At 71.4% G+C, this 24,219-nt stretch carries 19 protein-coding genes; 10 read left to right on the top strand and 9 right to left on the bottom strand.

The window, feature by feature from the left end:
* Nucleotides 1-825 precede the first annotated feature (825 nt).
* From purL to xerD, 3 genes are all read right to left on the bottom strand, one after another.
* Nucleotides 826-4,722, bottom strand: a complete 3,897-nt coding sequence (gene purL / locus WQ53_RS11280; protein WP_144409314.1) for a phosphoribosylformylglycinamidine synthase — start codon at nt 4,720-4,722, stop codon at nt 826-828.
* 372 nt (nt 4,723-5,094) lie between these two features.
* Nucleotides 5,095-5,910 carry a DsbC family protein gene (locus WQ53_RS11275; RefSeq protein ID WP_052632445.1) on the bottom strand — a complete coding sequence of 272 codons (816 nt, stop codon included), beginning with the start codon at nt 5,908-5,910 and terminating at the stop codon, nt 5,095-5,097.
* A gap of 128 nt (nt 5,911-6,038) precedes the next feature.
* Nucleotides 6,039-7,019 (bottom strand): site-specific tyrosine recombinase XerD, encoded by a 981-nt coding sequence (gene xerD / locus WQ53_RS11270; protein WP_052632443.1) that lies wholly within the window; start codon nt 7,017-7,019, stop codon nt 6,039-6,041.
* A gap of 42 nt (nt 7,020-7,061) precedes the next feature.
* Here xerD and WQ53_RS11265 point away from each other — a divergent pair, with 42 nt between their 5' ends.
* Entirely contained in the window at nt 7,062-7,556 is a 495-nt protein-coding gene (locus WQ53_RS11265) for an RDD family protein (RefSeq protein WP_052632441.1), read from the top strand.
* Nucleotides 7,557-7,957: 401 nt separating this feature from the next.
* On the opposite strand, the gene lptG is transcribed toward WQ53_RS11265, so the two are convergent.
* Nucleotides 7,958-9,064, bottom strand: coding sequence for an LPS export ABC transporter permease LptG (lptG, locus tag WQ53_RS11260; protein ID WP_052632439.1), 1,107 nt, complete (start codon nt 9,062-9,064; stop codon nt 7,958-7,960).
* A complete protein-coding gene (gene lptF / locus WQ53_RS11255) occupies nt 9,061-10,146 on the bottom strand; it encodes an LPS export ABC transporter permease LptF (RefSeq protein ID WP_052632437.1) in 1,086 nt (361 codons plus the stop codon). The genes lptG and lptF overlap by 4 nt, the downstream gene beginning before the upstream one ends.
* Nucleotides 10,147-10,276: 130 nt before the next feature.
* On the opposite strand from lptF, the gene WQ53_RS11250 reads away from it, so the two are divergent.
* From WQ53_RS11250 to WQ53_RS11240, 3 genes are all read left to right on the top strand, one after another.
* Nucleotides 10,277-11,746 carry a leucyl aminopeptidase gene (locus tag WQ53_RS11250; RefSeq protein WP_052632435.1) on the top strand — a complete coding sequence of 490 codons (1,470 nt, stop codon included), beginning with the start codon at nt 10,277-10,279 and terminating at the stop codon, nt 11,744-11,746.
* 72 nt (nt 11,747-11,818) lie between these two features.
* A complete protein-coding gene (locus WQ53_RS11245) occupies nt 11,819-12,241 on the top strand; it encodes a DNA polymerase III subunit chi (RefSeq protein ID WP_052632433.1) in 423 nt (140 codons plus the stop codon).
* Nucleotides 12,242-12,398: 157 nt separating this feature from the next.
* Nucleotides 12,399-15,230: a valine--tRNA ligase gene (locus WQ53_RS11240; protein ID WP_052632431.1), complete on the top strand. Its 2,832-nt coding sequence runs from the start codon at nt 12,399-12,401 to the stop codon at nt 15,228-15,230.
* 392 nt (nt 15,231-15,622) lie between these two features.
* Here the strand turns inward: WQ53_RS11240 and rimI are convergent, their stop codons facing one another.
* The 3 genes from rimI to pssA are packed head-to-tail and all read right to left on the bottom strand — an operon-like array spanning nt 15,623 to nt 17,366.
* A complete protein-coding gene (gene rimI / locus WQ53_RS11235; RefSeq protein WP_052634053.1) occupies nt 15,623-16,078 on the bottom strand; it encodes a ribosomal protein S18-alanine N-acetyltransferase in 456 nt (151 codons plus the stop codon).
* Between the two features lie 47 nt (nt 16,079-16,125).
* On the bottom strand, nt 16,126-16,596 hold the full coding sequence (locus WQ53_RS11230) for a hypothetical protein (RefSeq protein ID WP_052632429.1): 471 nt from the start codon (nt 16,594-16,596) through the stop codon (nt 16,126-16,128).
* On the bottom strand, nt 16,593-17,366 hold the full coding sequence (gene pssA, locus WQ53_RS11225) for a CDP-diacylglycerol--serine O-phosphatidyltransferase (protein ID WP_052632427.1): 774 nt from the start codon (nt 17,364-17,366) through the stop codon (nt 16,593-16,595). The genes WQ53_RS11230 and pssA overlap by 4 nt, the downstream gene beginning before the upstream one ends.
* 116 nt (nt 17,367-17,482) lie before the next feature.
* Between pssA and WQ53_RS11220 the strand changes: the two genes are divergently transcribed.
* The 4 genes from WQ53_RS11220 to WQ53_RS11205 all read left to right on the top strand — a co-directional run bounded on the left by WQ53_RS11220 (nt 17,483) and on the right by WQ53_RS11205 (nt 20,681).
* Nucleotides 17,483-17,866, top strand: a complete 384-nt coding sequence (locus WQ53_RS11220) for a DUF4124 domain-containing protein (RefSeq protein ID WP_052632425.1) — start codon at nt 17,483-17,485, stop codon at nt 17,864-17,866.
* Between the two features lie 3 nt (nt 17,867-17,869).
* Nucleotides 17,870-18,145: a DUF4124 domain-containing protein gene (locus WQ53_RS11215; RefSeq protein ID WP_052632423.1), complete on the top strand. Its 276-nt coding sequence runs from the start codon at nt 17,870-17,872 to the stop codon at nt 18,143-18,145.
* A 244-nt stretch (nt 18,146-18,389) separates the two neighbouring features.
* A complete protein-coding gene (locus tag WQ53_RS11210) occupies nt 18,390-20,087 on the top strand; it encodes a proline--tRNA ligase (protein ID WP_052632421.1) in 1,698 nt (565 codons plus the stop codon).
* 165 nt (nt 20,088-20,252) lie between these two features.
* Nucleotides 20,253-20,681, top strand: a complete 429-nt coding sequence (locus WQ53_RS11205) for an H-NS family nucleoid-associated regulatory protein (protein WP_052632419.1) — start codon at nt 20,253-20,255, stop codon at nt 20,679-20,681.
* A gap of 267 nt (nt 20,682-20,948) precedes the next feature.
* On the opposite strand, the gene WQ53_RS11200 is transcribed toward WQ53_RS11205, so the two are convergent.
* The gene (locus WQ53_RS11200) at nt 20,949-22,196 is read right to left on the bottom strand and encodes a threonine/serine ThrE exporter family protein (RefSeq protein WP_052632417.1); all 1,248 of its coding nucleotides are present in this window, start codon (nt 22,194-22,196) and stop codon (nt 20,949-20,951) included.
* Between the two features lie 101 nt (nt 22,197-22,297).
* Between WQ53_RS11200 and WQ53_RS11195 the strand changes: the two genes are divergently transcribed.
* Both WQ53_RS11195 and WQ53_RS11190 read left to right on the top strand, forming a co-directional pair.
* Nucleotides 22,298-23,416 (top strand): ABC transporter permease, encoded by a 1,119-nt coding sequence (locus tag WQ53_RS11195; protein WP_052632415.1) that lies wholly within the window; start codon nt 22,298-22,300, stop codon nt 23,414-23,416.
* A 1-nt stretch (nt 23,417) separates the two neighbouring features.
* The gene (locus WQ53_RS11190) at nt 23,418-24,218 is read left to right on the top strand and encodes an ABC transporter ATP-binding protein (RefSeq protein ID WP_052632413.1); all 801 of its coding nucleotides are present in this window, start codon (nt 23,418-23,420) and stop codon (nt 24,216-24,218) included.
* Nucleotide 24,219 lies beyond the last annotated feature (1 nt).

The following is a 24,219-nucleotide window of genomic DNA, read 5'->3' as shown; positions in this document are numbered from 1 at the left end:
AAGCAAGAGCGTCGGCTTCGGGAGGGAGCGTGCCGTCAGAGCAAAAGCCAGAAGCGTCGGCTTCGGAGGGGCGGTGCCGTGAAAGCGAAAGCTGGAAGCGTCGGCTTCGGACGGGGCCGTCGTGCCCAGGGGGTCTGGCGCATCGCTCCGCTCCGGCGTCCTGCCTCCGCGTCGCGAACGCAGCACATCCCTGTGCTGCTTGCGCCAGACCCCCTGGGCACGGCGGCCTCGGGAGCTTTGGGGGTCTGGCTTCGATCGGAGGAGCAACAGCAACGGCTAAAGCACCCCTCCCCGGCCCTCCCCTTCGCCTGCGGCGAAAGGAAGAGGGCAAACCTGCAGCGGGGCTGCCTTCTGTAGGAGCGGGCATGACCGCGACACGGGCGTCGGAATCACGAGGGCGTCGCCTGGGCCGACGGCGTCGAGTCGCGGTCATGCCCGCTCCTACAAAAGCCGGGCCCTGATCGCCTCACTGCGAACGGAGCCACGACGCCAAAGCTCCCGAAGACGTGGCGGGCCGGGAGTATTGCGGCAGCGGCCAGGGATGGCCGCGTCGGCGAGTCGGCACACGGATGTGCCGTCGAGACGACCGCAATACTCCCGGCCTGCCGCGGCTCAGCCCGAAGCCGACCACACCCGGCGCTTTTGACCTTGCGGTTGCGGTTGCGGTTGCGGTTGCGGTTGCGGTTGCGGTTGCGGTTGCGGTTGCGGTTGCGGTTGCGGTTGCGGTTTCCAGGCGATCACGCAGGCCGTAAAGACGAAAGGCGCGCCCCGGCAGGAGCGCGCCTTTCGTGATCGCCGGGATGGCCCGGGATGGAGGGTCGGCCGTCAGCCGACCCAGACCCGCGCGTTGCGGAACATCCGCATCCACGGCGAATCCTCGCCCAATCCGGCCGGATGCCAACTCAGGTTGACGCTGCGCACCACCCGCTCCGGATGCGGCATCAGGATCGTGGCCCGCCCGTCCTCGCTGGACAGCCCGGTGATGCCCTCCGGCGAACCGTTCGGATTGAGCGGATAGGTCGTGGCCACGTTGCCGTCGCCGTCCACGTAACGCAACGCCACCCGCGCCGCGGCCTGGTCGACCGCGCTGTCGAACTCGGCCCGGCCCTCGCCGTGCGCCACCGCCACCGGGATGCGCGAACCGGCCATCCCGCGCAGCAGGATCGACGGCGACTCCACCACCTCCAGCAGGCTGGTGCGCGCCTCGAACTGCTCGCTGCGGTTGCGCAGGAACTTCGGCCAGTGCTGCGCCTCGGGGATGATGTCCCTGAGCTGGCTCAACATCTGGCAGCCGTTGCACACGCCCAGCGAGAAGGTATCGGGGCGGGCGAAGAACGCGGCGAAGGCCTCGCGCAACGCGGCGCGCTCCAGGATCGAAGTGGCCCAGCCGCGGCCGGCGCCGAGGACGTCGCCGTAGCTGAAGCCGCCGCAAGCGGCCAGGCCGGCAAACCCGTCCAGCGAGACGCGGCCGGCGATCAGGTCGCTCATATGCACGTCGACCGGCGTAAAACCGGCGCGGTCGAACGCGCGCGCCATCTCGATCTGGCCGTTGACGCCCTGCTCGCGCAGGATCGCCACGCGCGGGCGCGCACCCTTGGCCACGAACGGCGCGGCCACGTCCTCGGCCGGATCGAACGCCAGCTTCGGCTTCAGCCCCGGCGCGGCGAAGTCCCGGGCCACGGTGCGCTCCTCGTCGGCGCTGTCGGGGTTGTCGCGCAGCCGCTGCATCGCGTGGGTGACCGACCACCACGCGTCGAACAACTCCTCCCAGCGCCACTCGGCCAGCAGCTGGCCCTCGCGGCGCACGCGCACCTTCGGCAAGCGGGTCGGGCGGGCGATGCGCTGGGCGCATTCGGTCAATGCGTGGCGCTCGACCAGGTCGGCGAACGCGGCGCGGTCCTCGTCGGCCACCTGCACCACTGCGCCCAGTTCCTCGTTGAACAGGGCGCGGAACGGATCCTCGCCCCAGGCGTCCAGGGTGATGTCCAGGCCACGGCGGGAGGCGAAGGCCATCTCGCACAGCGCGGCGAAGGCGCCGCCGTCGCTGCGGTCGTGGTAGGCCAGCAGCAGGCCCGCCTCGCGCGCGTCGCGGACCAGTTCGAAGAAGCTGCGCAGGCGCCCGGCATCGTCCAGGTCGGGCGCGTCGCCGCCGAAGGCCGGTAGCGCTTCGTCGCCGGCGTGGACCTGGGCCAGCACCGAACCGCCCAGCCGCTGCTTGCCGCCGCCCAGGCCGATCAGCCACAGCTCGCTGTCTTCGCCCTCGGCCAGCAGCGGGGTCAGCTGCGCGCGCACGTCGGCCACCGGTGCGAACGCGGACACGATCAGCGACACCGGCGAGACCGACTTGTGCGCCTGGCCGTCGTCCTGCCACTGCGCCTGCATCGACAGCGAATCCTTGCCTACCGGGATGCTCAGCTCCAGCTCCGGGCACAGCTCCATGCCCACCGCGCGGACCGCGTCGTACAGCAGCGCGTCCTCGCCCGGGTGGCCGGCGGCGGCCATCCAGTTGGCCGACAGCTTGACCTGCTCCAGCGCCTCCACCGGCGCGGCGCACAGGTTGGTGATCGCCTCGCCCACCGCCATGCGCGCGGCGGCGGCCGAGTCCAGCAGCGCCAGCGGGGTGCGCTCGCCGATCGCCATCGCCTCGCCGGCCACGCCGTCGTAATCGGCCAGGGTGATCGCGCAGTCGGCCAGCGGCAGTTGCCAGGGGCCGACCATCTGCTCGCGCGCGGTCAGGCCGCCGACGCTGCGGTCACCGATGGTGACCAGGAAGCTCTTGGACGCCACCGTCGGGTGCGCGAGCACGCGCAGGCCGGCTTGGTGCAGATCCAGGCCCGAGGGGTCCAGCGCCGGCCACGGCGCAGCCGGCGGATGCCGGGTGTCGCGGTGCATCTTCGGCGCCTTGCCGAACAGCACGTCCATCGGCAGATCGATCGGCGCGTCGGCCGGGATGTTGCCCGGAGTGGCGCCATAGGCCACCACCAGGCGCTCCTCGGCGGTGGCCACGCCGACCGCGGCGAACGGGCAGCGTTCGCGCGCGCAGATCGCGGCGAACTCGTCGAGCCGGTCGGCCGGCACGCCGAGCACGTAGCGCTCCTGCGACTCGTTGCACCACAGTTCCAGCGGCGACAGCGACGGGTCGTCGGTCGGCACCTTGCCCAGGTCGATCACCCCGCCCACGCCCGAGTCGTGCAGCAGTTCGGGGATGGCGTTGGACAGGCCGCCGGCACCGACGTCGTGGAAGAAGTGGATCGGGTTGGCCTCGCCCATCGCCACGCAGCGGTCGATGACCTCCTGGCAGCGGCGCTCCATCTCCGGGTTGTCGCGCTGCACGCTGGCGAAGTCCAGGTCCTCGGCGCTCTCGCCGGAGGCCACCGAACTGGCCGCGCCGCCGCCCAGGCCGATCAGCATCGCCGGGCCGCCGAGCACGATCACCGCGTCGCCCGGCCGCAGCGGGATCTTCTCGACCTGGATGCGGTCGATCGCGCCCAGGCCACCGGCCAGCATGATCGGCTTGTCGTAGGCGCGCGCCAGCCGGCTTCCATCGGGAGCGCCGCCTTCGCTCAGCTCGAAGCTGCGGAAGTAGCCCAGCAGGTTGGGCCGGCCGAACTCGTTGTTGAACGCGGCGCCGCCGAGCGGGCCGTCGAGCATGATCTCCAGCGCCGGGGCCATGCGCGGATTGAGCGCGCGCGGCGCCTCCCACGGCTGCGGCAACGTCGGGATGCGCAGGTGCGAGACAGTGAAGCCGGTCAGGCCGGCCTTGGGCTTGCCGCCGCGGCCGGTGGCGCCCTCGTCGCGGATCTCGCCGCCGGCGCCGGTGGAGGCGCCCGGGAACGGCGAGATCGCGGTCGGGTGGTTGTGGGTCTCGACCTTGATCTGGAACGCCGACGGCACCGGCGCCTCGCTGCGGTATTCGCCGCTGGCCGGGTCGGGCCGGTAGCGCGCAGCGACGTGGCCGGCGATCACCGCGGCGTTGTCGCTGTAGGCGCTCAAGGTATGTTGCGGCGTCTTCTGGTGGGTGTTCTTGATCATCCGGAACAGGGAGCGCTCCTGTTCCTGCCCGTCGATGGTCCAACTGGCGTTGAAGATCTTGTGCCTGCAGTGCTCGGAGTTCGCCTGCGCGAACATCATCAGTTCCACGTCCGACGGATCGCGGCCCAGCTCCGAATAGCGGGCGCGCAGGTACTCGATCTCGTCGTCGGCCAGGGCCAGGCCGAGGCGGCGGTTGGCGCCTTCCAGGTCGTCCAGCGCGATGCGCTGCAGCGTCCCGCGCGGTTGCGCGGCGAACAGCGCCTGCGCGTCCTCGTGCGAGGCCAGCAGCGACTGTGTCATCGGGTCATGCAGCAGCTTGCCCACGGCCGCCTGGGTGGCGGCGTCCTGCGGCCAGCCGGCCAGGTCCAGGCGCATTCCGCGCTCGACCCGCGCGACCGGCAGGCCGGCGCCCTTCAGCAGTTCGGTGGCCTTGCTCGACCAGGGCGAGCGCGTGCCCAGCCGCGGCACCACGTAGCGCGACAGCGCGCCGCCGGCCCGCGGCGCCTGCGCGTCGCCGGCCTGGAGGATACGGTGGAGTGCGGCCGGATCCGGTGCGCTGTCGCCCGGCTGGACGAAGTAGACGTGCCAGGCGCCTTCGATGCGCAGGCCGGGGACCAGGGACTGCAGGCGGGATTCGAGCCGCTGCCGGCGGAACGGCGAAAGGGCGGGCGCGCCCTCAAGGACGATCATGTCCGGGGAAGTCGCAGGGGAAAGGCCGGCCATTGTACCGGAGCGGACCAGCGGGAGCCCGGGACGCCGCGCCGACCCCTCGGGGGAAGGCCTCCCACGGCAGTTGCAGGAGACAAGGCTTACCCGCCGCGAGGCCGTCAACCCACGCTACGCCCCAGCGCCCGATTCCCACGTCGCCCAAATGGGGTCAGGTTCCTTTTCTCGGGGAAGTGACCTGACCCCGTTGGGGCTGGGCATCGAGGTTGGGAAATTGAACCTGACCCCATTGGTGCAGGCGACGCCCTTGCGATCCCGACGCCCGGTCGCCAGCAAGCCGGGTTCCTGCAACACGGGGCAGATGCGTCGCAGGCCGACCGTGGATGGGAGCGCCGTTCAGCGCGACCCGCCGGTGACTCCCGCGCCGTTGCCGCCTTCCAGCGCCTGCAGCAGCTGCTGCGGCGGCAGGTAGCCACCCAGCTGATCGCCGTCGGCGGAAAATATCGCCGGGGTACCGTTCACGCCCACGCGCTGGCCGATGTCGAACTGCATCGCCACCGGGCTGGTGCAGCGTTTGGCAGGCACCGGCTGGCCGGCCTTGGCGTCGGACAGCGCGCGCCGGCGGTCGCTGGCGCACCACACCGACTCCATGTCGCGGAAATCCTGGCTGGCCGGGCCCATGCGCGGGAACGCCACGTATTCCACCGCGATCCCGAGCCGGTTGTAGTCGGCGATCTGCTGGTGCATGCGCCGGCAGTAACCGCACTCGACGTCGGTGAACACGGTGATGGTGTGCTTGGTGTTGGGCGGGGCGAAGATGATCCGGTCCTGCTCCGGGATGGTCGCGATCAGATCCCGGCGGTAGGCCATCAGGCCCGCGCTGCTGGCCGGCTTGCGCGCCTGCAGGTCGAACGGCTGCGCCTGCATCAGGTAGCGGCCGTCGTCGGACACGTACAGCACCTGCCCGCCCAGCAGCACCTCGCGGAACCCGGGGAACGGCGCGGCGCCGACGTACTCCGCCGCCAGGTCCGGGGCGATCCCGCGCAGCGCCTGGCGCACGTTCGCCTCGGGCGTGCCCTGTGCGGCCGCCGGCGCCGGCTTGGCTGCGGTGGGCTTCGCGGCAGGCGCCTGGGTGGCGGGGGGCGCGTTGGTCTGGGCGCAGGCGCTGAGGCTGATCGCGCCCAACAGCGCGGTGGCGAGGATTCGGAGCATGGCGTTGGGGGATCCAGGAAGTATCAAGCTGGATTCTGGCATACGCCGGCGGCGCGGCCGTGTGCCGCAAGGTGGGACGGGTCGCCGACGTTCATCCGCAACCGCCGCCTCCAGGCCACCACGCACCGTCATCCCCGCGGGTGGTGGCGGGCGTGCAGGCGCTGCAGGTGCTCGCGTGCGACCAGGGTGTAGATCTGGGTGGTGGACAGGCTGGCGTGGCCCAGCAGCAGCTGCAGCGCGCGCAGGTCGGCGCCGCGGTTGAGCAGGTGGGTGGCGAAGCTGTGGCGCACGCCGTGCGGAGTCACCTTGCGCGGGTCGATCCCGGCCGCGGCCGCATGCCGCTTCAACGCCTGCCAGTAGGCCTGGCGGGTCGGCGCCCGCCTTTGCGGAGTCAGGAACAGCGGCACATTGCCCTGGGCGTCGGCCGGGACGGGCTTGCCGCCGGCCAGTTGGGGGCGGGCCTGGGCCAGGTAGCGCTCGAGCCAATGCTGGGATTCCTCGCCCAGCGGCACCAGCCGCTCCTTGCTGCCTTTGCCCAGCACCCGGACCACGCCCTGGCGCAGGTTGACCGCGTTGGCAGGCAGGTCGACCAGTTCGCTCACGCGCAGGCCGGCGGCGTACATCAGCTCCAGCATCGCCCGGTCACGCAGGCCCTCGGCCGTGTCCACGTCCGGCACGGCCAGCAGCGCGTCGACCTGCGACTCGGTCAGCGCCTTGGGTAGCGGCCGCGGCAGCCGCGGCGGGTCCAGCAGCGCGGCCGGGTCGTCCTTGCGCACGCCCGCGCGTACCAGGTGGGCGTAGAACGCGCGCAGGCTGGCGCGCAAGCGGGCGTTGCTGCGCGGCTGGTAGCCCTGCGCGTGGCGCCAGGCCATGTAGCGGAACAGGGTCTCGCGGTCGGCGCCCTCCAGGCCGCCGCCGGCGCCGTCGCGCCAGCGCGCCAGTTGCTCGAGGTCGCGCCGGTAGGCGTCCTGGGTCTGCCGGGCCAGGCCGTGCTCGGCCCAGGCCGCATCGATGAAGCGGCCGATCGCGCGTGCGTCGGCCTCGCGCAGCGCCGGCAGGCGGTGCGCGAGCCGGCGGCGATCGGCGGCGGTGCGGGGCGCGGACTCCATGCCGCACAGGATAGCCGCCGGCTCCCGCTATCCTGTGCGGCGATGGACGAACCGACCTCCGACTCCGCCCCCGCCCTGCCGCCGCCCCCCGCTGAACGCCCCCGCGCCTGGGTGGGCCGGCGGCTGCTGTCGCTGTTCTACGACCTGTGGCCGGTGGCGGCGCTATGGATGCTGACCGCGGTGCCGTTCGTGGCGCTGGATGCGCTCCTCGCCGGCGACGCCCGGCACAACATCGCCCCCAACAGCCTGCCGAGCTGGCTGCTGTTCCTGGCCTGCATCGGCGTGACCGGTCTCTATGCGACGCTGAGCTGGCGCCGCGGCGGGCAGACCCTGGGCATGCGCCCGTGGCGGCTGAAACTGGTTGCGGCCGCCGGCGGCGTGCCGGGCCGGAAGGCGGTGTGGCTGCGGTACGCGGTGGGCACGCTGTCGCTGCTGGCCGGCGGCCTGGGTTTCTGGTGGGCCTGGTTCGACCGCGACCGCCTGGCCTGGCATGACCGTGCCAGCGGCACGCGGCTGGTGCGGGTGCCGAAGCGGTAGCTGCCTGCCTGGACGAGGGTCTCGGTGCAGGGAGGATCGTCCTTGCCGACGGCATGCCACGCGGGCACAGGCGATGCCCTCATGGTTCCGACGCCCCTGTCGCCGGCTGAACCCGGCTCCTACAGAAAAACCGGGCGACGTGGCGGTTGTAGGAGCTGGCTTCAGCCGGCGACATGCCACGCGGGCACAGGCGACTCCCTCATGGTTCCGACGCCCGGGTCACCGGCTGAACCCGGCTCCTACAGAAAAACCGGGCGCCTTGGCGGTTGTGGGAGCTGGCTTCAGCCGGCGACATGCCACGCTGGCACAGGCGACTACCTCATGATTCCGACGCCCCTGTCGCCGGCTGAACCCGGCTCCTACACGATCGGGCTAGGCCCGGCCGGCAACGCCGGCCGGGCCTAGCCCGATTTGCGCCGGAACAGCCACCACGAGGTGGCCAGCATCAGGATCGGCGGCAGTGCGTAGGCGATGCGGTAGTCGAAGCGGAACGCGCCGGCCAGGCGGCCAAACTGCATCTGCAGCAGCATGAAGCCCAGCGAGAACACGATGCCCAGGAACAGGCGCTTGCCCATGCCGCCGCTGCGCAGGCTGCCGAAGGCGAACGGTACCGCCGCCAGGCACAGCGCCAGTACATTGATCGGGTAGAACCAGCGGCTCCAGTAGATGTCCTCGTACTCGCGCGCGTCGAGGTTGTTGCGGGCGCGGTAGTCGATGCTGGCGCGCAGGTCGGACGCCGACAGGTTGCGGGCACGGGTGACGCCGGCGGCCAGCGCGTTCGGGTCCAGCTCCGACTCCCAGCGCTCCTCCGCCAGCAGTTGCTCGGTCGCCAGGCCGGGGCTGAAGCCGAAGCTGACCCGGCGCACGTCGCGCAGCCGCCAGCCGCCGGCGTCGTATTCGGCCACTGCGGCACGGGTCAGCGAATGCAGGCCGCCTTCGGGATCGAGCCGGTACAGGCGCACGTCGCGCAGCTCCAGCGTGCGCCGGCCATCCACCGTGCGTTCCTGGCCGTCGATGGCGTTGAGGAAGATGTCGCCCTCGCGCGCCCACAGTCCCTGGTAGCGCGCCATGGCCACGTTGTTGGTCTTGGCCGCGAGCTTGAGCTGGTCGGACTGGCGCTGGCCCCAGGGCGCCAGGGTCTCGCCGTTGACCACCATCAGCGCGGTGAGCAGGGCCAGCGACGCGGCGGCCGACAGGCTCAGCCGGCGCCGCGACAGGCCCAGCGCGCGCAGCGCGGTCAGTTCGGAGGTCGCGGCCAACTGGCCCAGGCCCATCAGCGAGCCGATCACCGCCGCATAGGGAAAGATGGTGTAGGCCCGGCGCGGCACGGTGTAGGCCACCACCGCCAGCGCGGTCGGGAAGTCGAAGCTGCCCTTGCCCAGGTCGCCGAGCTGGCCGGACAGCGCCATCACCACGTCGAAGCCGAGCAGCACCGCCCAGGTCAGCAGCACCGTGGCCAGGACCACCCGGCCGATATAGAGGTCGTGCAGGCGCGGGCGCAGGTTCATGCCGCCGCCCTCCGCGGCCGCGGCAGGCGCCCGTCGCGCAGGTACAGCCATGTCGCCAGCGCCAGCAGCGGCAGGGTCAGCCACCACAGGCCCAGCAGGCCCGGCAGCTCGCCCTCGGCGAGCATGCGGGTGCCGATGAACATCAGGTTCACGCTGACCAGGTAGGCCAGGAAGCCCAGCATCAGCCGTCCGTAGCGCTGCTGCCGCGGCGAACTGCGCGCCAGCGGCAGGGTCAGCAGGGCGAAGCCCAGCGCCAGCAGCGGCGGGGCCAGGCGCGCGTGCAGCTCGGCCATGGCCTGCGGGCGCCGGTCGCCGAGCAGCTCGCGGGTCGGGGCCAGCGCCGGGTCGTCGCTGTCGCGGGTTTCGGCACGGTCCGGCAGGGCCACCTCGTTGGTGGCGTAGCGCATCAGGCGGAAATCCAGGGCGCCGCCGAGCGGGCCCTCGAGCCGGTGGCCGTCGCGCAGGTGCAGGAAGCGCTCGCGCTCGCCGTCGAGCTGCAGCGCGCCGTCGCGCGCGGTCATCACGTCGATCCGGCCCTCGCGCTCGCGCTGCAGGAACACGCCCTTCAGCCCGGTGCCGTCCTCGTTCATGCCATCGATGTAGACGATCCCGCCCCCCCCGGGCAGCAGGGTGAAGCGGCCCGCCTCCAGCCCGGCGACGATCAGGCTGCGGTTGGCCTGCTCGATCAGGCGCGCGCCGGTGCGCTGGGCCCATGGTCCCAGCCACAGCGAGCACACGCCCACCGCCACCACCACCGGCAGCGCCGCCATCAGCAGCGGCCGCAGCAGCCGGCGCGGGCCGACCCCGACCGCGTTGATCACCGCCATCTCCGAGTCCCGGTACAGCCGGACCACCGACAGCATCAGCCCCAGCATCAGCGCCAGCGGCAGCACCAGCGGCAGGTAGACCAGCAGTTGCAGGCCCAGTTGGGACAACAGCAGCTTGGCCGGCAGGCCGCCATCGGCGATCTCGCCCAGCACGTCGACCAGCACCCCGCCCAGGCTCACCGTCAGCAGCACGATGAGCGTGGCCAGGAAGCTCTGGACGAAATCGCCCAGCAGGTATCGGTCGAGCTTCGGCATCGGGCGGGGCAGTCCTATAAAATCCCGGGTTCGCTTGCGGGCGCCCCGGCCGGGTTCTGGAAGAGCCATGGCCGGCCGGCGATCCGCGATTCGACCCGCATTGTAGTTACCTGCCCCCGGAATCTGATCAATGGCCCTGCAATTCACCCTGAACCGCGAGGCCGCCGCCGCGGCCGCCTTCGATTGCGTCGTGGTCGGCGCCTACGCCGACAAGACGCTCACGCCCGCGGGCCAGGCGATCGACGAGGCCAGTGGGGGCCGCCTGCGCGCCCTGCTCGAGCGGGGCGACCTCAGCGGCCGCACCGGCCGCAGCCTGCTCCTGCACGACCTGCCGGGCATAGCCGCGCCGCGGGTGCTGGTCATCGGCCTGGGAGAGACCGCCAAGTTCGGCGTGCCGCAGTACCTCAAGGCGGTGGCCGACGCGGTCCGCGCGCTGAAGACCGGCCCGGTGGGCAAGGCGCTGCTGACCCTCAGCGAGGTTGCCGTGGTCGGCCGCGACGCGGCCTGGGCGATCCGCCAGGCCGCCGTCGCCGCCGACCACGCCGCCTACCGCTACACCGCCACCCTCGGCAAGAAGAAGGACGAGCCGGGCCTGCGCGAGCTGGCGATCGCCGGCGACGACGCCACCGCCCTGGTCCAGGGCGAGGCCATTGCGGCCGGCGTGGCCTTCACCCGCGAGCTGGGCAACCTGCCGCCGAACATCTGCAACCCGGCCTACCTGGCCGAGCAGGCGGAGAAGTTCGCGGCAGAGCACGACGGCGCCGAAGCCGAGATCCTGGACGAGGCGCAGATGGAGGCACTGGGCATGGGCTCGCTGCTGGCCGTGGCCCGCGGCTCGGCCAACCGGCCGAAGCTGATCGTGCTGAAGTGGTCCGGCGGCGGCGAGGCCAAGCCCTACGTGCTGGTCGGCAAGGGCATCACCTTCGACACCGGCGGCGTCAACCTCAAGACCCAGGGCGGCATCGAGGAGATGAAGTACGACATGCTCGGTGCCGGCAGCGTGCTGGGCACCTTCGTCGCCGCGGTGAAGATGAAGCTGCCGCTGAACCTGGTGGTGATCGCCCCGGCGGTGGAGAACGCGATCGACGGCAACAGCTACCGGCCGTCGGACGTGATCACCTCGATGTCCGGCAAGACCATCGAGGTCGGCAACACCGACGCCGAGGGCCGCCTGATCCTGTGCGACGCGCTGACCTACGCGCAGCGCTTCGAGCCGCAGGCGCTGGTCGACGTGGCTACGCTTACGGGCGCGTGCATGGTCGCGCTGGGCAAGTTTGCCTCCGGCCTGATGAGCCGGCACGACGACCTCGCGAACGAGCTGCTGGCCGCCGGCGAGCACGTGTTCGACCGCGCCTGGCGCCTGCCGCTGTGGGACGAGTACCAGACCCTGCTGGAGTCGACCTTCGCCGACGTCTACAACATCGGCGGCCGCTGGGGTGGCGCGATCACCGCCGGCTGCTTCCTGGCCCGCTTCGCCGAAGGCCAGCGCTGGGCGCACCTGGACATCGCCGGCTCGGCCAGCGACGAGGGCAAGCGCGGGATGGCCACCGGCCGCCCGGTCGGCCTGCTGAGCCAGTGGCTGCTGGACCGGGTCAGGTAAGGAGCAAAAATGGGGTCAGGTTCATTTTTTTAATCGAAAAAAATGAACCTGACCCCATTTTTGACGCCGCTTATGCCACGCGCCGACTTCTATCTCATCGCCAAGCCGCGCTTCGCGGACCAGCCGCTGCTGCTGGTCTGCGAGCTGGCGCGGCGCGCCTGCGACGGCAACCAGTTCACCGTGGTGCTGGCGCGTGACCAGGCCCAGGCCGAGGAACTGGACGACCTGCTGTGGTCGTTCGATCCGGACGCCTACATCCCGCACCAGATCGCCGGCGACGAGGAGGACGAGCTGGCCCCGGTGCTGATCGTTCCGCCCGGCACCGAGGCGCCGCCGCGGCCGCTGGCGATCAACCTGCGCGATGCGGCCTGGACCGCCCCCTGCGAGCGCGTGCTCGAGGTGGTGCCGGCCGATCCGGCCGCGCGCGGACCGCTGCGCGAGCGCTGGAAGCAGTACCAGGCGCTGGGCTACGACCTCAACAAGCACGACATGTAACTCCGAATCTCGTCGTTCCCGCGCAGGCGGGAACCCAGTGACTTCCGCCCTTCTCGATGCCGCGGTAAAGACACTGGATCCCCGCCTGCGCGGGGACGACGCGGAACAGGCCCCAAGACACTGGGTCCCGGCTTGCGCCGGGACGACGAAGAAGACGATGACCGACACCGCCCTGCCCTCCGGCTACGAACCCAAGACCTTCGAATCGCGCCTGTACGCCGAGTGGGAGGCCAGCGGCTGCTTCAAGCCCAGCGGCCAGGGCACGCCCTATTCGATCCTGCTGCCGCCGCCGAACGTCACCGGCACCCTGCACATGGGCCACGCCTTCCAGCACACGCTGATGGACGCGCTGGTCCGCTACCACCGCATGCGCGGCTACGACGTGCTCTGGCAGATGGGCACCGACCACGCCGGCATCGCCACCGAGATGGTGGTCAGCCGCAACCTGGCGCTGGAAGGCAACGGCCAGACCCGCGATTCGCTGGGCCGCGAAGGCTTCGTCGCCAAGGTCTGGGAATGGAAGGCGCAGTCCGGCGACACCATCGAGCGGCAGATGCGCCGGCTGGGCGCCTCCGGTGACTGGTCGCGCAGCACCTTCACCATGGACCCGCAGCCGTCGGCGGCGGTGGTCGAGGCGTTCGTGCGCTGGCACGAACAGGGCCTGATCTACCGCGGCCAGCGCCTGGTCAACTGGGACCCGGTGCTGAAGACCGCGATCTCCGACCTGGAAGTGGAGAACGTCGAGGAGGACGGCTTCCTCTGGTCGATCCGCTATCCGCTGGCCGATGGCGTGTCCTACGAACACGTCGAGGTCGATGCCGACGGCAACGAAGTCGTGCGCGAGACCCGCGACTACCTGGTCGTGGCCACCACCCGCCCGGAGACCATGCTCGGCGACGTGGCGGCGATGGTGCACCCGGAAGACCCGCGCTACGCCGCGCTCGTCGGCAACGAGGTCGAGCTGCCGCTCACCGGCCGCCGCATCCCGGTGATCGCCGACGACTACGTCGACCGCGACTTCGGCACCGGCGTGGTCAAGGTCACCCCGGCGCACGACTTCAACGACTACCAGGTCGGCGTGCGCCATTCGCTGCCGATGATCAATCTGTTCACCCCGGTGGCCGCGCTCAACGACAGCGCGCCGGAGAAGTACCGCGGCCTGGATCGCTACGAAGCGCGCAAGGTCGTGCTCGCCGACCTGGAGGAGCTGGGCCTGCTGGCCGAGACCCGGCCGCACAAGCTGCAGGTGCCGCGCGGCGACCGCACCGGCCAGGTGATCGAGCCGTACCTGACCGACCAGTGGTTCGTGAGGATGGACGCGCTGGCGAAGCGCGGCCTGGAGCTGGTCGAGAACGGAGACGTGAAGTTCGTCCCGCCGAACTGGATCAACACCTACCGCCACTGGATGGAGAACATCCAGGACTGGTGCATCAGCCGCCAGCTGTGGTGGGGCCATCGCATCCCGGCCTGGTTCGACGCGGCGGGCACCTGCTACGTCGGCCGCAGCGAGGACGAGGTGCGCGCGAAGCACGGCCTGGGTGATGCCGCCCTGACCCAGGACAGCGACGTGCTGGAGACCTGGTTCTCCTCGCAGCTGTGGCCGTTCTCGACCCTGGGCTGGCCGGACCAGGCGGCGATGGCGCAGCGCGGCTTCGACCGCTACCTGCCGTCGTCGGTGCTGGTCACCGGCTTCGACATCATCTTCTTCTGGGTGGCGCGGATGATCATGGCCACCGACAACTTCACCGGCCAGGTGCCGTTCCGCGACGTCTACATCACCGGCCTGATCCGCGACGCGCAGGGCCAGAAGATGTCCAAGTCCAAGGGCAACGTGCTGGATCCGCTGGACATCATCGACGGCATCACCCTGGAGGACCTGGTCGCCAAGCGCACCAGCGGGCTGATGCAGCCCAAGCTGGCCGAGAAGATCGAGCGCGCCACCCGCAAGGAATTCCCCGACGGCATCATCGCCCACGGCGCCGACGCACTACGCTTCACCATTGCCGCGCTGGCCGGCCACGGCCGCGACATCAAGTTCGACCTCGGCCGCGCCGAGGGCTACAAGAACTTCTGCAACAAGCTGTGGAACGCCAGCCGCTTCGTGCTGATGAACACCGAGGGCGCAACCTTCGCCGGCGCGCCGCAGCCGAAGACCGACGCGGAGAAGTGGATCCTCGCGCGCCTGACGGCGGTCGCCGCCGAGGCACAGGAACAGTTCGCCGCCTACCGCTTCGACCTGCTGGCCCAGGTGCTGTACGAATTCGCCTGGAACGAGTTCTGCGACTGGTTCGTCGAGTTGGCCAAGCCGGCGCTCAACGGCGATGACGCCGAAGCCGCGGCCAGCACCCGCCACACCCTGCTGCACGTGCTCGAGTCGCTGCTGCGCCTGCTGCACCCGCTGGTGCCGTTCGTGACCGAAGAGTTGTGGCGGCAGGTCGCTCCACGCCTGGGCATCGAAGGAAACTCGATCTCGCTGCGGCCGTATCCCCTGCCCGAGGAGTTCGCCGGCCAGGACTACAGTGCCGCCGAGGCCGACATCGAATGGTTCAAGGCGATGGTCTCGGGCCTGCGCCGCGTGCGCAGCGAGCTGGGCGTGTCGCCGTCGAAACAGGTGCGCCTGCTGCTGCAGGCCGGCAGCGATGCCGACCGGGCGCGCGTGGAGCGCTTCGCCGCGCAGCTGCGCTTCCTGCTCAGGCTCGAGTCGGTCGAATGGCTGGCCGGCGATGCGGCCACGCCGCCCGCGGCGGCGGCCATCGTCGGCGAACTGAAGCTGCTGGTGCCGCTGGAAGGCCTGGTCGACCTCGACGCCGAACGCGCCCGCCTGGACAAGGAGATCGCGCGCGTGTCCGCCGAGAAGGACAAGAGCGAAGCCAAGCTGGCCAGGTTCACCGACAAGGTGCCGGCGGCCGTGGTCGACCAGGAACGCCAGCGCCTGGCCGACTGGAGCGCCCAGCTCGAGGGCCTGCGCGGGCAACGCGCCAAGCTCTGAGCTCGGCGCCTGCGACCGCCACGGCTTTCTGTAGGAGCCCGGCTTGCTGGCGGCACGGGCGTCGAAATCACGAGGGCGTCGCCTGGGCCGGCGACGTCGGGTCGCCGGCTGAACCCGGCTCCTACAACAGCCACCGCGCGGCCGCTCTTCTGTAGGAGCTGACTTCAGTCGGCGACACGGGCGTCGGAACCACGAGGGCGTCGCCTGGGCCAGCGGCGTCGGGTCGCCGGCTGAACCCGGCTCCTACAACAGCCACGGCGCGGCCGCTCTTCTGTAGGAGCCGACTTCAGTCGGCGACACGGGCGTCGGGACCATGAAGGTGTCGCCTGTGCCGACGGCGTCGCGTCGCGGGCAAGCCCGGCTCCTACTACCACGCTGCCGCGAACCAACCGTCAGAGCGGCGGCATCCGCTCCACGTCGTCGCCGACCAGCTCCATCGCCATCACCAGCGCGTCCTCGCGCCCCTGCGCCGCCGGGTAATAGCGCGGCCGGCGCCCGATCTCGTTGAAACCCTCGCTGTGGTATAGGGCGATGGCCGGCGGGTTGGAAGGTCGCACCTCGAGGAATATCCGGTGGGCACCACGGTCGCGGGCGGTGCGCAGCAACGCGCGCAGCAGGTGCCGGCCGAGCCCGCGCGACTGCCGCTCGGGCGCGGTGCACAGGTTGAGCAGGTGGGCTTCGTCGGCGGCGATGCTCATCACCCCGTAGCCGGCCGGGCGGTCGTCCTCCAGCGCCAGCAGCGAGGGATAGCCGGCCACCAGGCAGTCGCGGAAGATGCCGCGGGTCCAGGGGAACGGATAGGCGCGGCGCTCGATCGCCATCACCGCGTCCAGGTCGCCCTCGCGCATCGTCCGCACGCGCCACGACGGCGCCAGGTCGCGATACGCGGCCACGCTCACGGCCGTCTCCGCAGCGCGCGCAGCTGCGGCCAGAACGCGCGCTTGGCCGCGCCGTCGCCGCGCAGCCGCTCGACCGGCCACTGCGCCATCAGCGCCTGCGCGGCGGGATCGGCCGGATCCAGCCCGGAGGCGCGCAGCATCGCCAGCTGCAGGCGGTCCGGCAGCCGCGCCGGTCGCCGCATCGCCGCGCGCGCGGTCGGCGCCGGCGCCGTCTCGCCGGCGGCGGTGTCCGCCGGGGCAGCCGGCGCGCGACGGGGCGGCGCCGGGTCGAGAGCCGGTTGCGCCGGCAGCCGCTGCGGCGACGGGGCCGGCGGCGTCGCCACCACCTGATCCGCGGCATCGATCCGCCCCGGGCCGGCAGTAGCCGCAGGTTCGTCCTCGCCCGCGCCCAGCCGCAGCACGGAATGCCCCAGCGCCTGCAGCCAGCGCCGCTGCTGCGGACTCCAGGGCGTGACGCCGGGATTCACGCCGGCTCCGACGGCCGCAGGCGCTGCCACAGCGCCATCAAGGGACCGGACAACGCATACAGGACGCCCACCGCCAACAGCACCCGCGGCAGGTCGATCACCAGCACCGCGATGGCCACCGGCACGATCAGCAGCACCGCGAAAGGCACCCGGTCGGCGCGCGCGCCGCCCTCGCCGCTGCCCTTGAAGCTCCAGTAGCGGATCCGGCTGACCATCAGCAGGGCCGCGCACAGGGTCACCGCGAGGGCGACGTAGCGCAGCTCCTCGCCGCTCCAGCCCAGCTCGCCGTCGGCGAAGGCCCAGACGAAGGACATCATCAGCCCCGCCGCGGCCGGGCTGGCCAGGCCGACGAACCAGCGCTTGTCGACCACCCCGACCTGGGTGTTGAAGCGGGCCAGGCGCAGCGCCGCGCACGCCGCGTACAGGAACGCCACCGCCCAGCCGACCCGGCCCAGGGTGCCGCCGTCGAACTTCAGCGCCGACAGCGACCAGTGGTACATCACCAGCGCCGGCGCCAGGCCGAAGCTGACCAGGTCGGCCAGCGAGTCGTACTGGACACCGAAGGCGCTGCTGGTGCCGGTCAGGCGCGCCACCCGGCCGTCGATCCCGTCCATGATCCCGGCCACGAACACGGCGATGGCCGCGGCGGTGAACTGGCTGTTGGCCGCGGCGATGATCGCGTAGAAGCCCGCGAACAGGCCGCAGGTGGTGAACAGGTTGGGCAGCAGGTAGATCCCGCGCGAGCGCGGCGGTGGCGGTTCGAGGTCCATGCCGCCAGTGTACGGGCCGGCCGGGCGCCTGCGAACCGTGACCGCGCGACTTGCCAGCCCCGCGGCCGGGTGCTGCAATCGGCGCACCGCCCACCCGACCCGCTGGAGACCCGCCGATGCGCTTCCTGTCCCGGTCCTGCCTGCTGCTCCTGGCCGCCGGCGTCTGCGCCAGTGCCATGGCCAACAATGTCTACCAGTGGAAGGACGCCAGCGGCGTCACCCACTCCTCGGACAAGCCGCCGCCGGGCCAGAAATACGACACCCGCCGGATCGACAGCCGGGGGCAATACGTGGACGCGGCGACGCCGGCGGCAGCGGCCGTGGACCCGCAATGCGCCACCGCCCGCCAGAACCTGCAGCTGCTGGGCAGCGGCGCGCCGGTGATGCGCGACACCGATGGCGACGGCACGCCCGACACCGCCCTGACCGACGAGGACCGGGCCGCTCAGAAGAGCCTCGCCGAGGCCGCGGCCAAGGCCTACTGTCCGCCCGCCGGCTGAGTGATGCGTGCGGTCTGGGCGGTCCTGGCCGGCCTGATCCTGGGCGGCGGCCTGGCCTGGTGGCTGGGCCGCGAGCAGGCGCCGCAGCGGTCGCCCGAAGCCCGGCAGCGGGCGGCAGAGGCCGCCGCGGCCGAAGCCGAGGACGCCCTGCGCCCGCTCTACCGCTGGCGCGACGACGCCGGCCACCTGCAGATCACCGATACCCCGCCCAAGGGCCGTCCCTACGAGCGCGTCGCCCGTGAGCCGGCGCCGGGCATCCGGGTCGAGCGCACGCCCTAGGCCGGCCGGGCCGGCCGGCAGCCGGTTCCTGCGGTTCCCGGCATCCTCGACCGAACATCCCGACCCTGCTCCGTCGTCCCGGCGCACGCCGGGGCCCAGTGACTTGCCACGCGGCCGGTAGCCCGGAAGGGGCAAAGTCACCGGGTCCCGGCGTGCGCCGGGACGACGGCGATGGCACGCCCCGGGCGCCGTACCGCCCGTACTGGCAGAATGTCCGGCTTCCCGCCCCGACCTCTCCCACGCGATGCGCCTGTCCCGCTTCCACCTGCACACCACCAAGGAAACCCCGGCCGACGCCGAACTGGTCAGCCACCGGCTGATGCTGCGCGCCGGCATGATCCGCAAGCTCGCCGCCGGCCTGTACACCTGGTCGCCGCTGGGCCTGCGCGTGCTGCGCAAGGTCGAGGCGGTCGTGCGCGAGGAGATGGACCGCGCCGGCGCGATCGAGCTGCAGCTGCCGACCATCCAGCCGAAGGAGCTGTGGGAGGAAACCGGCCGCTGGGAGAAGTTCGGCGGCCAGCTGCTGAAGATCAAGGACCGAAAGGAGCAGGAGTTCTGCTACAGCCCGACCGCGGAGGAGGCGATCACCGACTTCGCCCGCCAGGAGCTGTCCAGCTACAAGCAGCTGCCGGTCAACTTCTACCAGGTCCACAGCAAGTTCCGCGACGAGATCCGCCCGCGCTTCGGGGTGATGCGCGCGCGCGAGTTCCTGATGAAGGACGCCTACTCGTTCCACGTGACCGACGCCGACCTGGCGCGCGAGTACGAGAACATGAAGGCGGCCTACACCCGCGTCTTCACCCGCCTGGGGCTGCAGTTCCGCGCGGTGCAGGCCGACTCCGGCGCGATCGGCGGCGACGCCTCGCAGGAGTTCCATGTGCTGGCCGAATCGGGCGAGGACGCGCTGGCGTTCTCCACCGGCTCGGACTATGCGGCCAACGTGGAAACCGCGCAGGCCGCCGCGCCGGGCCCGCGCCCGGCCGCCGCCGAAACGCTGCGCAAGGTCGACACGCCGATCCAGAAGACCTGCGAGGACGTGGCCGCGCTGATGGGCATTCCGCTTCCGCGCACGGTCAAGTCGGTCGCGGTGGTGGGCGACGACGGCTTCGTCCTGGTGCTGGTGCGCGGCGACCATGCGGTCAACGAGATCAAGCTGGCCAAGCTCGAAGGCCTGGCCGACTACCGGCTGGCGACCGAAGCCGAGATCCTCGAGCACCTGGGCAGCGAGCCGGGCTTCCTCGGCCCGGTCGCTCCCAAGGAGCCGGTCCGCGTCGTCGCCGACCGCGAGGTCGCGGCGATGGCCGACTTCGTGGTCGGCGCCAACGAGACCGGCTTCCACCTGGCCGGCGTGAACTGGGGCCTCGACCTGCCCGAGCCGGACGTGGTCGCCGACATCCGCAACGTAGTCGCCGGCGACCGCGCCGACGACGGTGGCGAACTGCGCCTCGCGCGAGGTATCGAGGTCGGCCACGTGTTCCAGCTCGGCCGCAAGTATTCCGAGGCGATGGGCTTCACCGTGCTCGACGAGACCGGCAAGGCCGCCGTGCCGGCGATGGGCTGCTACGGCATCGGCGTGTCGCGGATCGTGGCCGCGGCGATCGAGCAGAACCACGACGAGGCCGGCATCGTCTGGCCGGCGCCGATGGCCCCGTGGACCGTGGCCGTGTGCGTGATCAACCCGAAGAAGGACGCGGCGGTGGACGCGGCGGCCGAGGCGCTGCTGGCCGAACTGCAGGCCGCCGGGCTGGACGCGGTGCTCGACGACCGTGGCCTGCGCCCGGGCGCGATGTTCGCCGACATCGAACTGATCGGCATCCCGCACCGGGTGGTGGTATCCGAGCGCGGCCTGGCCGCGGGCACGTTCGAGTACCGCGCGCGCAACGCGAGCGAGGCCGAAGCGCTGGATCGCGCGCGATTGCTGGAGCGGCTGCGGCAGGGCTGAGTGCGGCCGCGAAAGGGATAATCCGCGCCTTTCCGGGCGGATTATCCGGCGATATTGCAGGATTTCACGCCGTGTTTATTTGCCGCGATTATGTCGCTGCATTATCCTGCCTGCACGATGCCCAGGGACGGACGTCGAACCCCATCCCCGAGCCGGAGTGATTTGATGTCGATCGATCTCAACACGCTGTCGCCGCGCGAACTCGCTTCGCTGATCACCACCGCCAGGAAGCGCCAGGCGCAGCTGACCAAACGCACGCCGGTCGCGCAGGTGCGCGGCAAGCTGACCAAGCTGGCCAAGGCCGAGGGCTACACCATCGAGGAGCTGTTCGGCGGCGCGGCCGCCGGCGGCGCGAAGCGGGCCGCCTCGCCCGCCCGGGCCGGCCGCAAGCTGGGCAAGGTCGCGCCGAAGTACCGCAATCCGGAAAACCCGAGGGAAACCTGGACCGGCCGCGGCAAGCAACCGCGCTGGCTGGCCGGCTACACCGCCAAGGGCCGTGATCTGGGCGAGTTCCTGATCCCGGGCACCGCCAAGCTGACACCCAAGCCCAGGACCCAGGGCAAGAAGCGGGTGGTGAAGAAGGCGAAGAAGTAGTCGGCCGGTTTTCCGGCTGCCCACGGAAGAAGCGCCGGCGCATGCTGGCGTTTTTCGTTTTTCCGGGTTTCGCCGGTCGGACGCCGGCACAGGCGACATCCTCGTAGTCCCGACGCCCGTGTCGCCGACTGAAGTCGGCTCCTACAGGGGAACCGGCCGCGCCGCGGCTGTTGCTGTTGCAGGAGCCGGGTTCAGCCGGCGACACGACGCCACCCGCAGCCACAACGCCGCACGGTCCCGACGCCCCGCGTCGCCGGCTGAAGCCGGCTACAGGTTCTTGCGCGCCGGCATCAGCAGGTTGCCGAACAGCAGTCCGGCCACCAGCGCCATGACGATGGTGGTCACCGTCAGCAGCGCGCTCTGCCCTGCATCCACGTCCTGCTGCTGGACCAGTGTGAGCAGGCCGCGCAGGCTGGCGCTGCCGGGCACCAGCATGATGATGCCGGGCAGGCGGATGATCGCGCCCGGCCGCTGCACCCAGCGCCCAAACGCGTTGCCGGCCGCGGTCAGCGCCAGCGCCGAGAGGAAGATGCCGGCGGGGCTGCCCCAGGCCTGGCCGGCGTAGCGCGCGATCAGATAGCCGGCGATGGCCGCGCCCATCACCCACGGGTAGTCGCGGCGGCTGGCCTTGAACAGCACCGCGAAGGCGAACGCGGCCAGCACCATCGCCGACCACTCCACCCACTCCGGCTGCGGCCGCCAGGCGCGCACCTGCGGCTGCAGGCCGAGCTGGCCGAGGATCTCGATCGCGATGATCGCGCCGACGGTCAGCTTCATCACCGTGGTCAGCGCGCCGGCGAAACGCACCGTGCCGGACACCCAGTGCTGGCTGGCCAGCTCGTTCATGGCATTGGTGATCGCCATGCCGGGCAGCAGCACCACCAGCGAGGCGATCACCACCGTGTTGAGGTTGAGCGGCCCGACCGTGACCGCGACCAGGCTGACCACGGTGCCGGCGGTCAGCGCGGCCAGCGCTTCGGAGGCCTCCTTCATCGCCGGGCGCGGGCTGGTGTACTGGTCGAGCAGGCCGATCAGCAGGCCGGCGGCCGCCGCGGTGGCGATGTCCAGCCACGGCAGGCGCCACAGGCCGGCCACCGCCGCCGCGGCCAGGCCGAAGGCCAGCACCTGCATCACCCGCGTGCGCATGACCGGCGCGCGGTCCAGGGTGCGCAGCGCGGTGTGGCCCTGGGCGATGCTCATCTGACCGTTGGCCACCGCCTCGGCGATGCGGTCGGCCTCGCCCAGCTTGTGCAGGTCGTTCTCGCCCGGGGCCAGGCGGATCACCCGGGTGGTGTCGCTGCTGCCCAGCGGTTTGCCCGGGTCGCTGAAGCTCAGGATCAGGCCGGTCGGGTTGGACCAGGCCTCGCATTCCAGGTCCAGGCGCTGCGACAGCGCCGTGACCGCCGCTTCGAGCCTTTGTGCGGTCGTCCCGTAGCGGTGCAGGCGCGCGGCCATCTCCGAGACGAAGGCGATGCGTTGCGCGTAGCTGGCGACGGGACGGGTAGCGGCATCCATCGCCCTAGTATCGCCCGAGACCCCGGGGCGATGGCGGCGTCCGCGCAGGCGCGACGGCACCTGCACGTCCCTTCCGGGTATGCTCGCGCCCGGAAGCCCCCATGACCGACGACACCGGATCCCCTCCCCGCTGGCAACAGACCCAAGCCGGACCCGGCAGCATCGCGCTGACCGGACAGTGGACGCTTGCGCACGCGCTGGCCATGTCCGAGCAGCTGCGGGGCGTTCCCGCGGACACCATCGCGGTGGATGCGTCGGCGATCGGCCGGCTCGATTCGGCGGGGGTGATGCAGCTGATGCGCTTCGCCCAGCGGCGCGGCCTGGATGGCGAGCAGCTGCGCTTCAACGACGAGCACGCCGCGCTGGTCCAGGTGATCGAGGACGTGGCCGACGACCGGCCCAGGAAGCCGCGCGACTACGGCTTCGCCGCCGCGCTGGAGCGCCTGGGACGCGCGACCCACACGGTGGTGCGCGACACCGTCCAGCTGGTGGGATTCACCGGCGAGAACCTGAGCAAGCTGGCGCGCACGGCGCGCGAGCCGCGCCGGTTCCGCCTCACCGCCACGGTCTACCACATGGAACAGGTCGGCCTGGACGCGGTGCCGCTGGTGGCGCTGCTGTCCTACCTGATCGGTGCGGTGATCGCCTTCCTCGGCTCCACGATCCTGCGCGACTTCGGCGCGGAGATCTTCGTGGTCGAACTGGTCAGCATCGCCACCCTGCGCGAACTGGCGGTGCTCATGACCGCGATCGTGGTGGCCGGACGCACCGCCAGCTCGTTCACCGCGCAGATCGGCGCGATGAAGGCGCGCGAGGAGATCGACGCGATCCGCACCCTGGGCCTGGACCCGGTCGAGCTGCTGGTGATCCCGCGGCTGCTGGCGTTGCTGGTGACGCTGCCGCTGCTGACCTTCCTGGCGATGATGGCCGGCCTGGCCGGCGGCATCACCGTCGGCGCCTTCGACCTGGACATCCCGCCGCAGATGTACCTGGCGCGGATGCACGAGACGGTGGAGGTGCGGCATTTCCTGGTCGGCATGTCCAAGGCGCCGGTGTTCGCCATGGTCATCGGCCTGATCGGCTGCCTGGAAGGCCTGCGGGTGCAGGGCACCGCGCAGTCGGTCGGCGAGCGCACCACCTCCAGCGTGGTGCAGACCATCTCGCTGGTGATCATCATCGACGCGCTGGCCGCGTTGTGGTTCATGCACATGGGCTGGTGAGATGGCGCGCACGGAACCGGACATCGCGATCTCGGTGCGGGGGCTGGTCACCCGGTTCGGCAGCCAGACCGTGCACGACGGCCTGGACCTGGACGTGCGGCGCGGCGAGATCATCGGCGTGGTCGGCGGTTCGGGCACCGGCAAGTCGGTGCTGATGCGCTGCATCCTCGGCCTGCAGCGGCCTGCGGATGGGCGCATCGAGGTGCTGGGCGTGGACGCGCGCTCGGACGACCCGGCCAACCGCCTGCACATCGAGCGCAACACCGGCGTGCTGTTCCAGGACGGCGCCCTGTTTTCCTCGCTGACCGTGGGCGAGAACGTGCAGGTGCCGCTGAAGGAGCACTACCCCGAGTTGCCGGAGAGCTGGCGCTACGAGTTGGCGCTGTTGAAGGTGAAGCTGGCCGGACTGCAGGCCGATGCCCTCAACAAGCTGCCATCGCAGCTGTCCGGAGGCATGCGCAAGCGCGCCGGCCTGGCCCGGGCGCTGGCGCTGGACCCGCCGCTGCTGTTCCTGGACGAGCCCACCGCCGGCCTGGACCCGATCGGCGCGGCCGCCTTCGACCGGCTGCTGGCGACCCTGCAGCAGGCGTTGGGGCTGACCGTGTTCCTCATCACCCACGACCTCGACACCCTGTACGCTATCTGCGACCGCGTGGCCGTGCTGGCCGACCGCAAGGTGGTGATTGTCGCGCCGCTGGAGGAGGTCGAGCGCTTCGACCACCCGTGGGTGCAGGAGTACTTCCACGGCCCGCGCGCGCGCGCCGCGCGCCGCGCCAAGGCCACCGCGACGGAGGCGGACTGAA

The organism is Pseudoxanthomonas suwonensis (assembly GCF_000972865.1).
In the GTDB taxonomy this organism is placed as follows: Bacteria; Pseudomonadota; Gammaproteobacteria; order Xanthomonadales; family Xanthomonadaceae; genus Pseudoxanthomonas; species Pseudoxanthomonas suwonensis_B.
Note: the sequence above shows the minus strand (reverse complement) of the source record. Positions and strands in the feature narration are given on the sequence as shown.

Coding starts and splice junctions, on each gene's coding strand:
- WQ53_RS11250 (WP_052632435.1), top strand. CDS start 10,277: ATGGCCCTGCAATTCACCCTGAACCGCGAGGCCGCCGCCGCGGCCGCC.
- WQ53_RS11275 (WP_052632445.1), bottom strand. CDS start 5,910: ATGCTCCGAATCCTCGCCACCGCGCTGTTGGGCGCGATCAGCCTCAGC.
- WQ53_RS11220 (WP_052632425.1), top strand. CDS start 17,483: ATGCGCTTCCTGTCCCGGTCCTGCCTGCTGCTCCTGGCCGCCGGCGTC.
- WQ53_RS11190 (WP_052632413.1), top strand. CDS start 23,418: ATGGCGCGCACGGAACCGGACATCGCGATCTCGGTGCGGGGGCTGGTC.
- xerD (WP_052632443.1), bottom strand. CDS start 7,019: ATGGAGTCCGCGCCCCGCACCGCCGCCGATCGCCGCCGGCTCGCGCAC.
- WQ53_RS11245 (WP_052632433.1), top strand. CDS start 11,819: ATGCCACGCGCCGACTTCTATCTCATCGCCAAGCCGCGCTTCGCGGAC.
- rimI (WP_052634053.1), bottom strand. CDS start 16,078: ATGCGCGAGGGCGACCTGGACGCGGTGATGGCGATCGAGCGCCGCGCC.
- WQ53_RS11195 (WP_052632415.1), top strand. CDS start 22,298: ATGACCGACGACACCGGATCCCCTCCCCGCTGGCAACAGACCCAAGCC.
- WQ53_RS11210 (WP_052632421.1), top strand. CDS start 18,390: ATGCGCCTGTCCCGCTTCCACCTGCACACCACCAAGGAAACCCCGGCC.
- lptF (WP_052632437.1), bottom strand. CDS start 10,146: ATGCCGAAGCTCGACCGATACCTGCTGGGCGATTTCGTCCAGAGCTTC.
- WQ53_RS11215 (WP_052632423.1), top strand. CDS start 17,870: ATGCGTGCGGTCTGGGCGGTCCTGGCCGGCCTGATCCTGGGCGGCGGC.
- WQ53_RS11265 (WP_052632441.1), top strand. CDS start 7,062: ATGGACGAACCGACCTCCGACTCCGCCCCCGCCCTGCCGCCGCCCCCC.
- pssA (WP_052632427.1), bottom strand. CDS start 17,366: ATGGACCTCGAACCGCCACCGCCGCGCTCGCGCGGGATCTACCTGCTG.
- WQ53_RS11200 (WP_052632417.1), bottom strand. CDS start 22,196: ATGGATGCCGCTACCCGTCCCGTCGCCAGCTACGCGCAACGCATCGCC.
- WQ53_RS11240 (WP_052632431.1), top strand. CDS start 12,399: ATGACCGACACCGCCCTGCCCTCCGGCTACGAACCCAAGACCTTCGAA.
- WQ53_RS11205 (WP_052632419.1), top strand. CDS start 20,253: ATGTCGATCGATCTCAACACGCTGTCGCCGCGCGAACTCGCTTCGCTG.
- lptG (WP_052632439.1), bottom strand. CDS start 9,064: ATGAACCTGCGCCCGCGCCTGCACGACCTCTATATCGGCCGGGTGGTC.
- purL (WP_144409314.1), bottom strand. CDS start 4,722: ATGATCGTCCTTGAGGGCGCGCCCGCCCTTTCGCCGTTCCGCCGGCAG.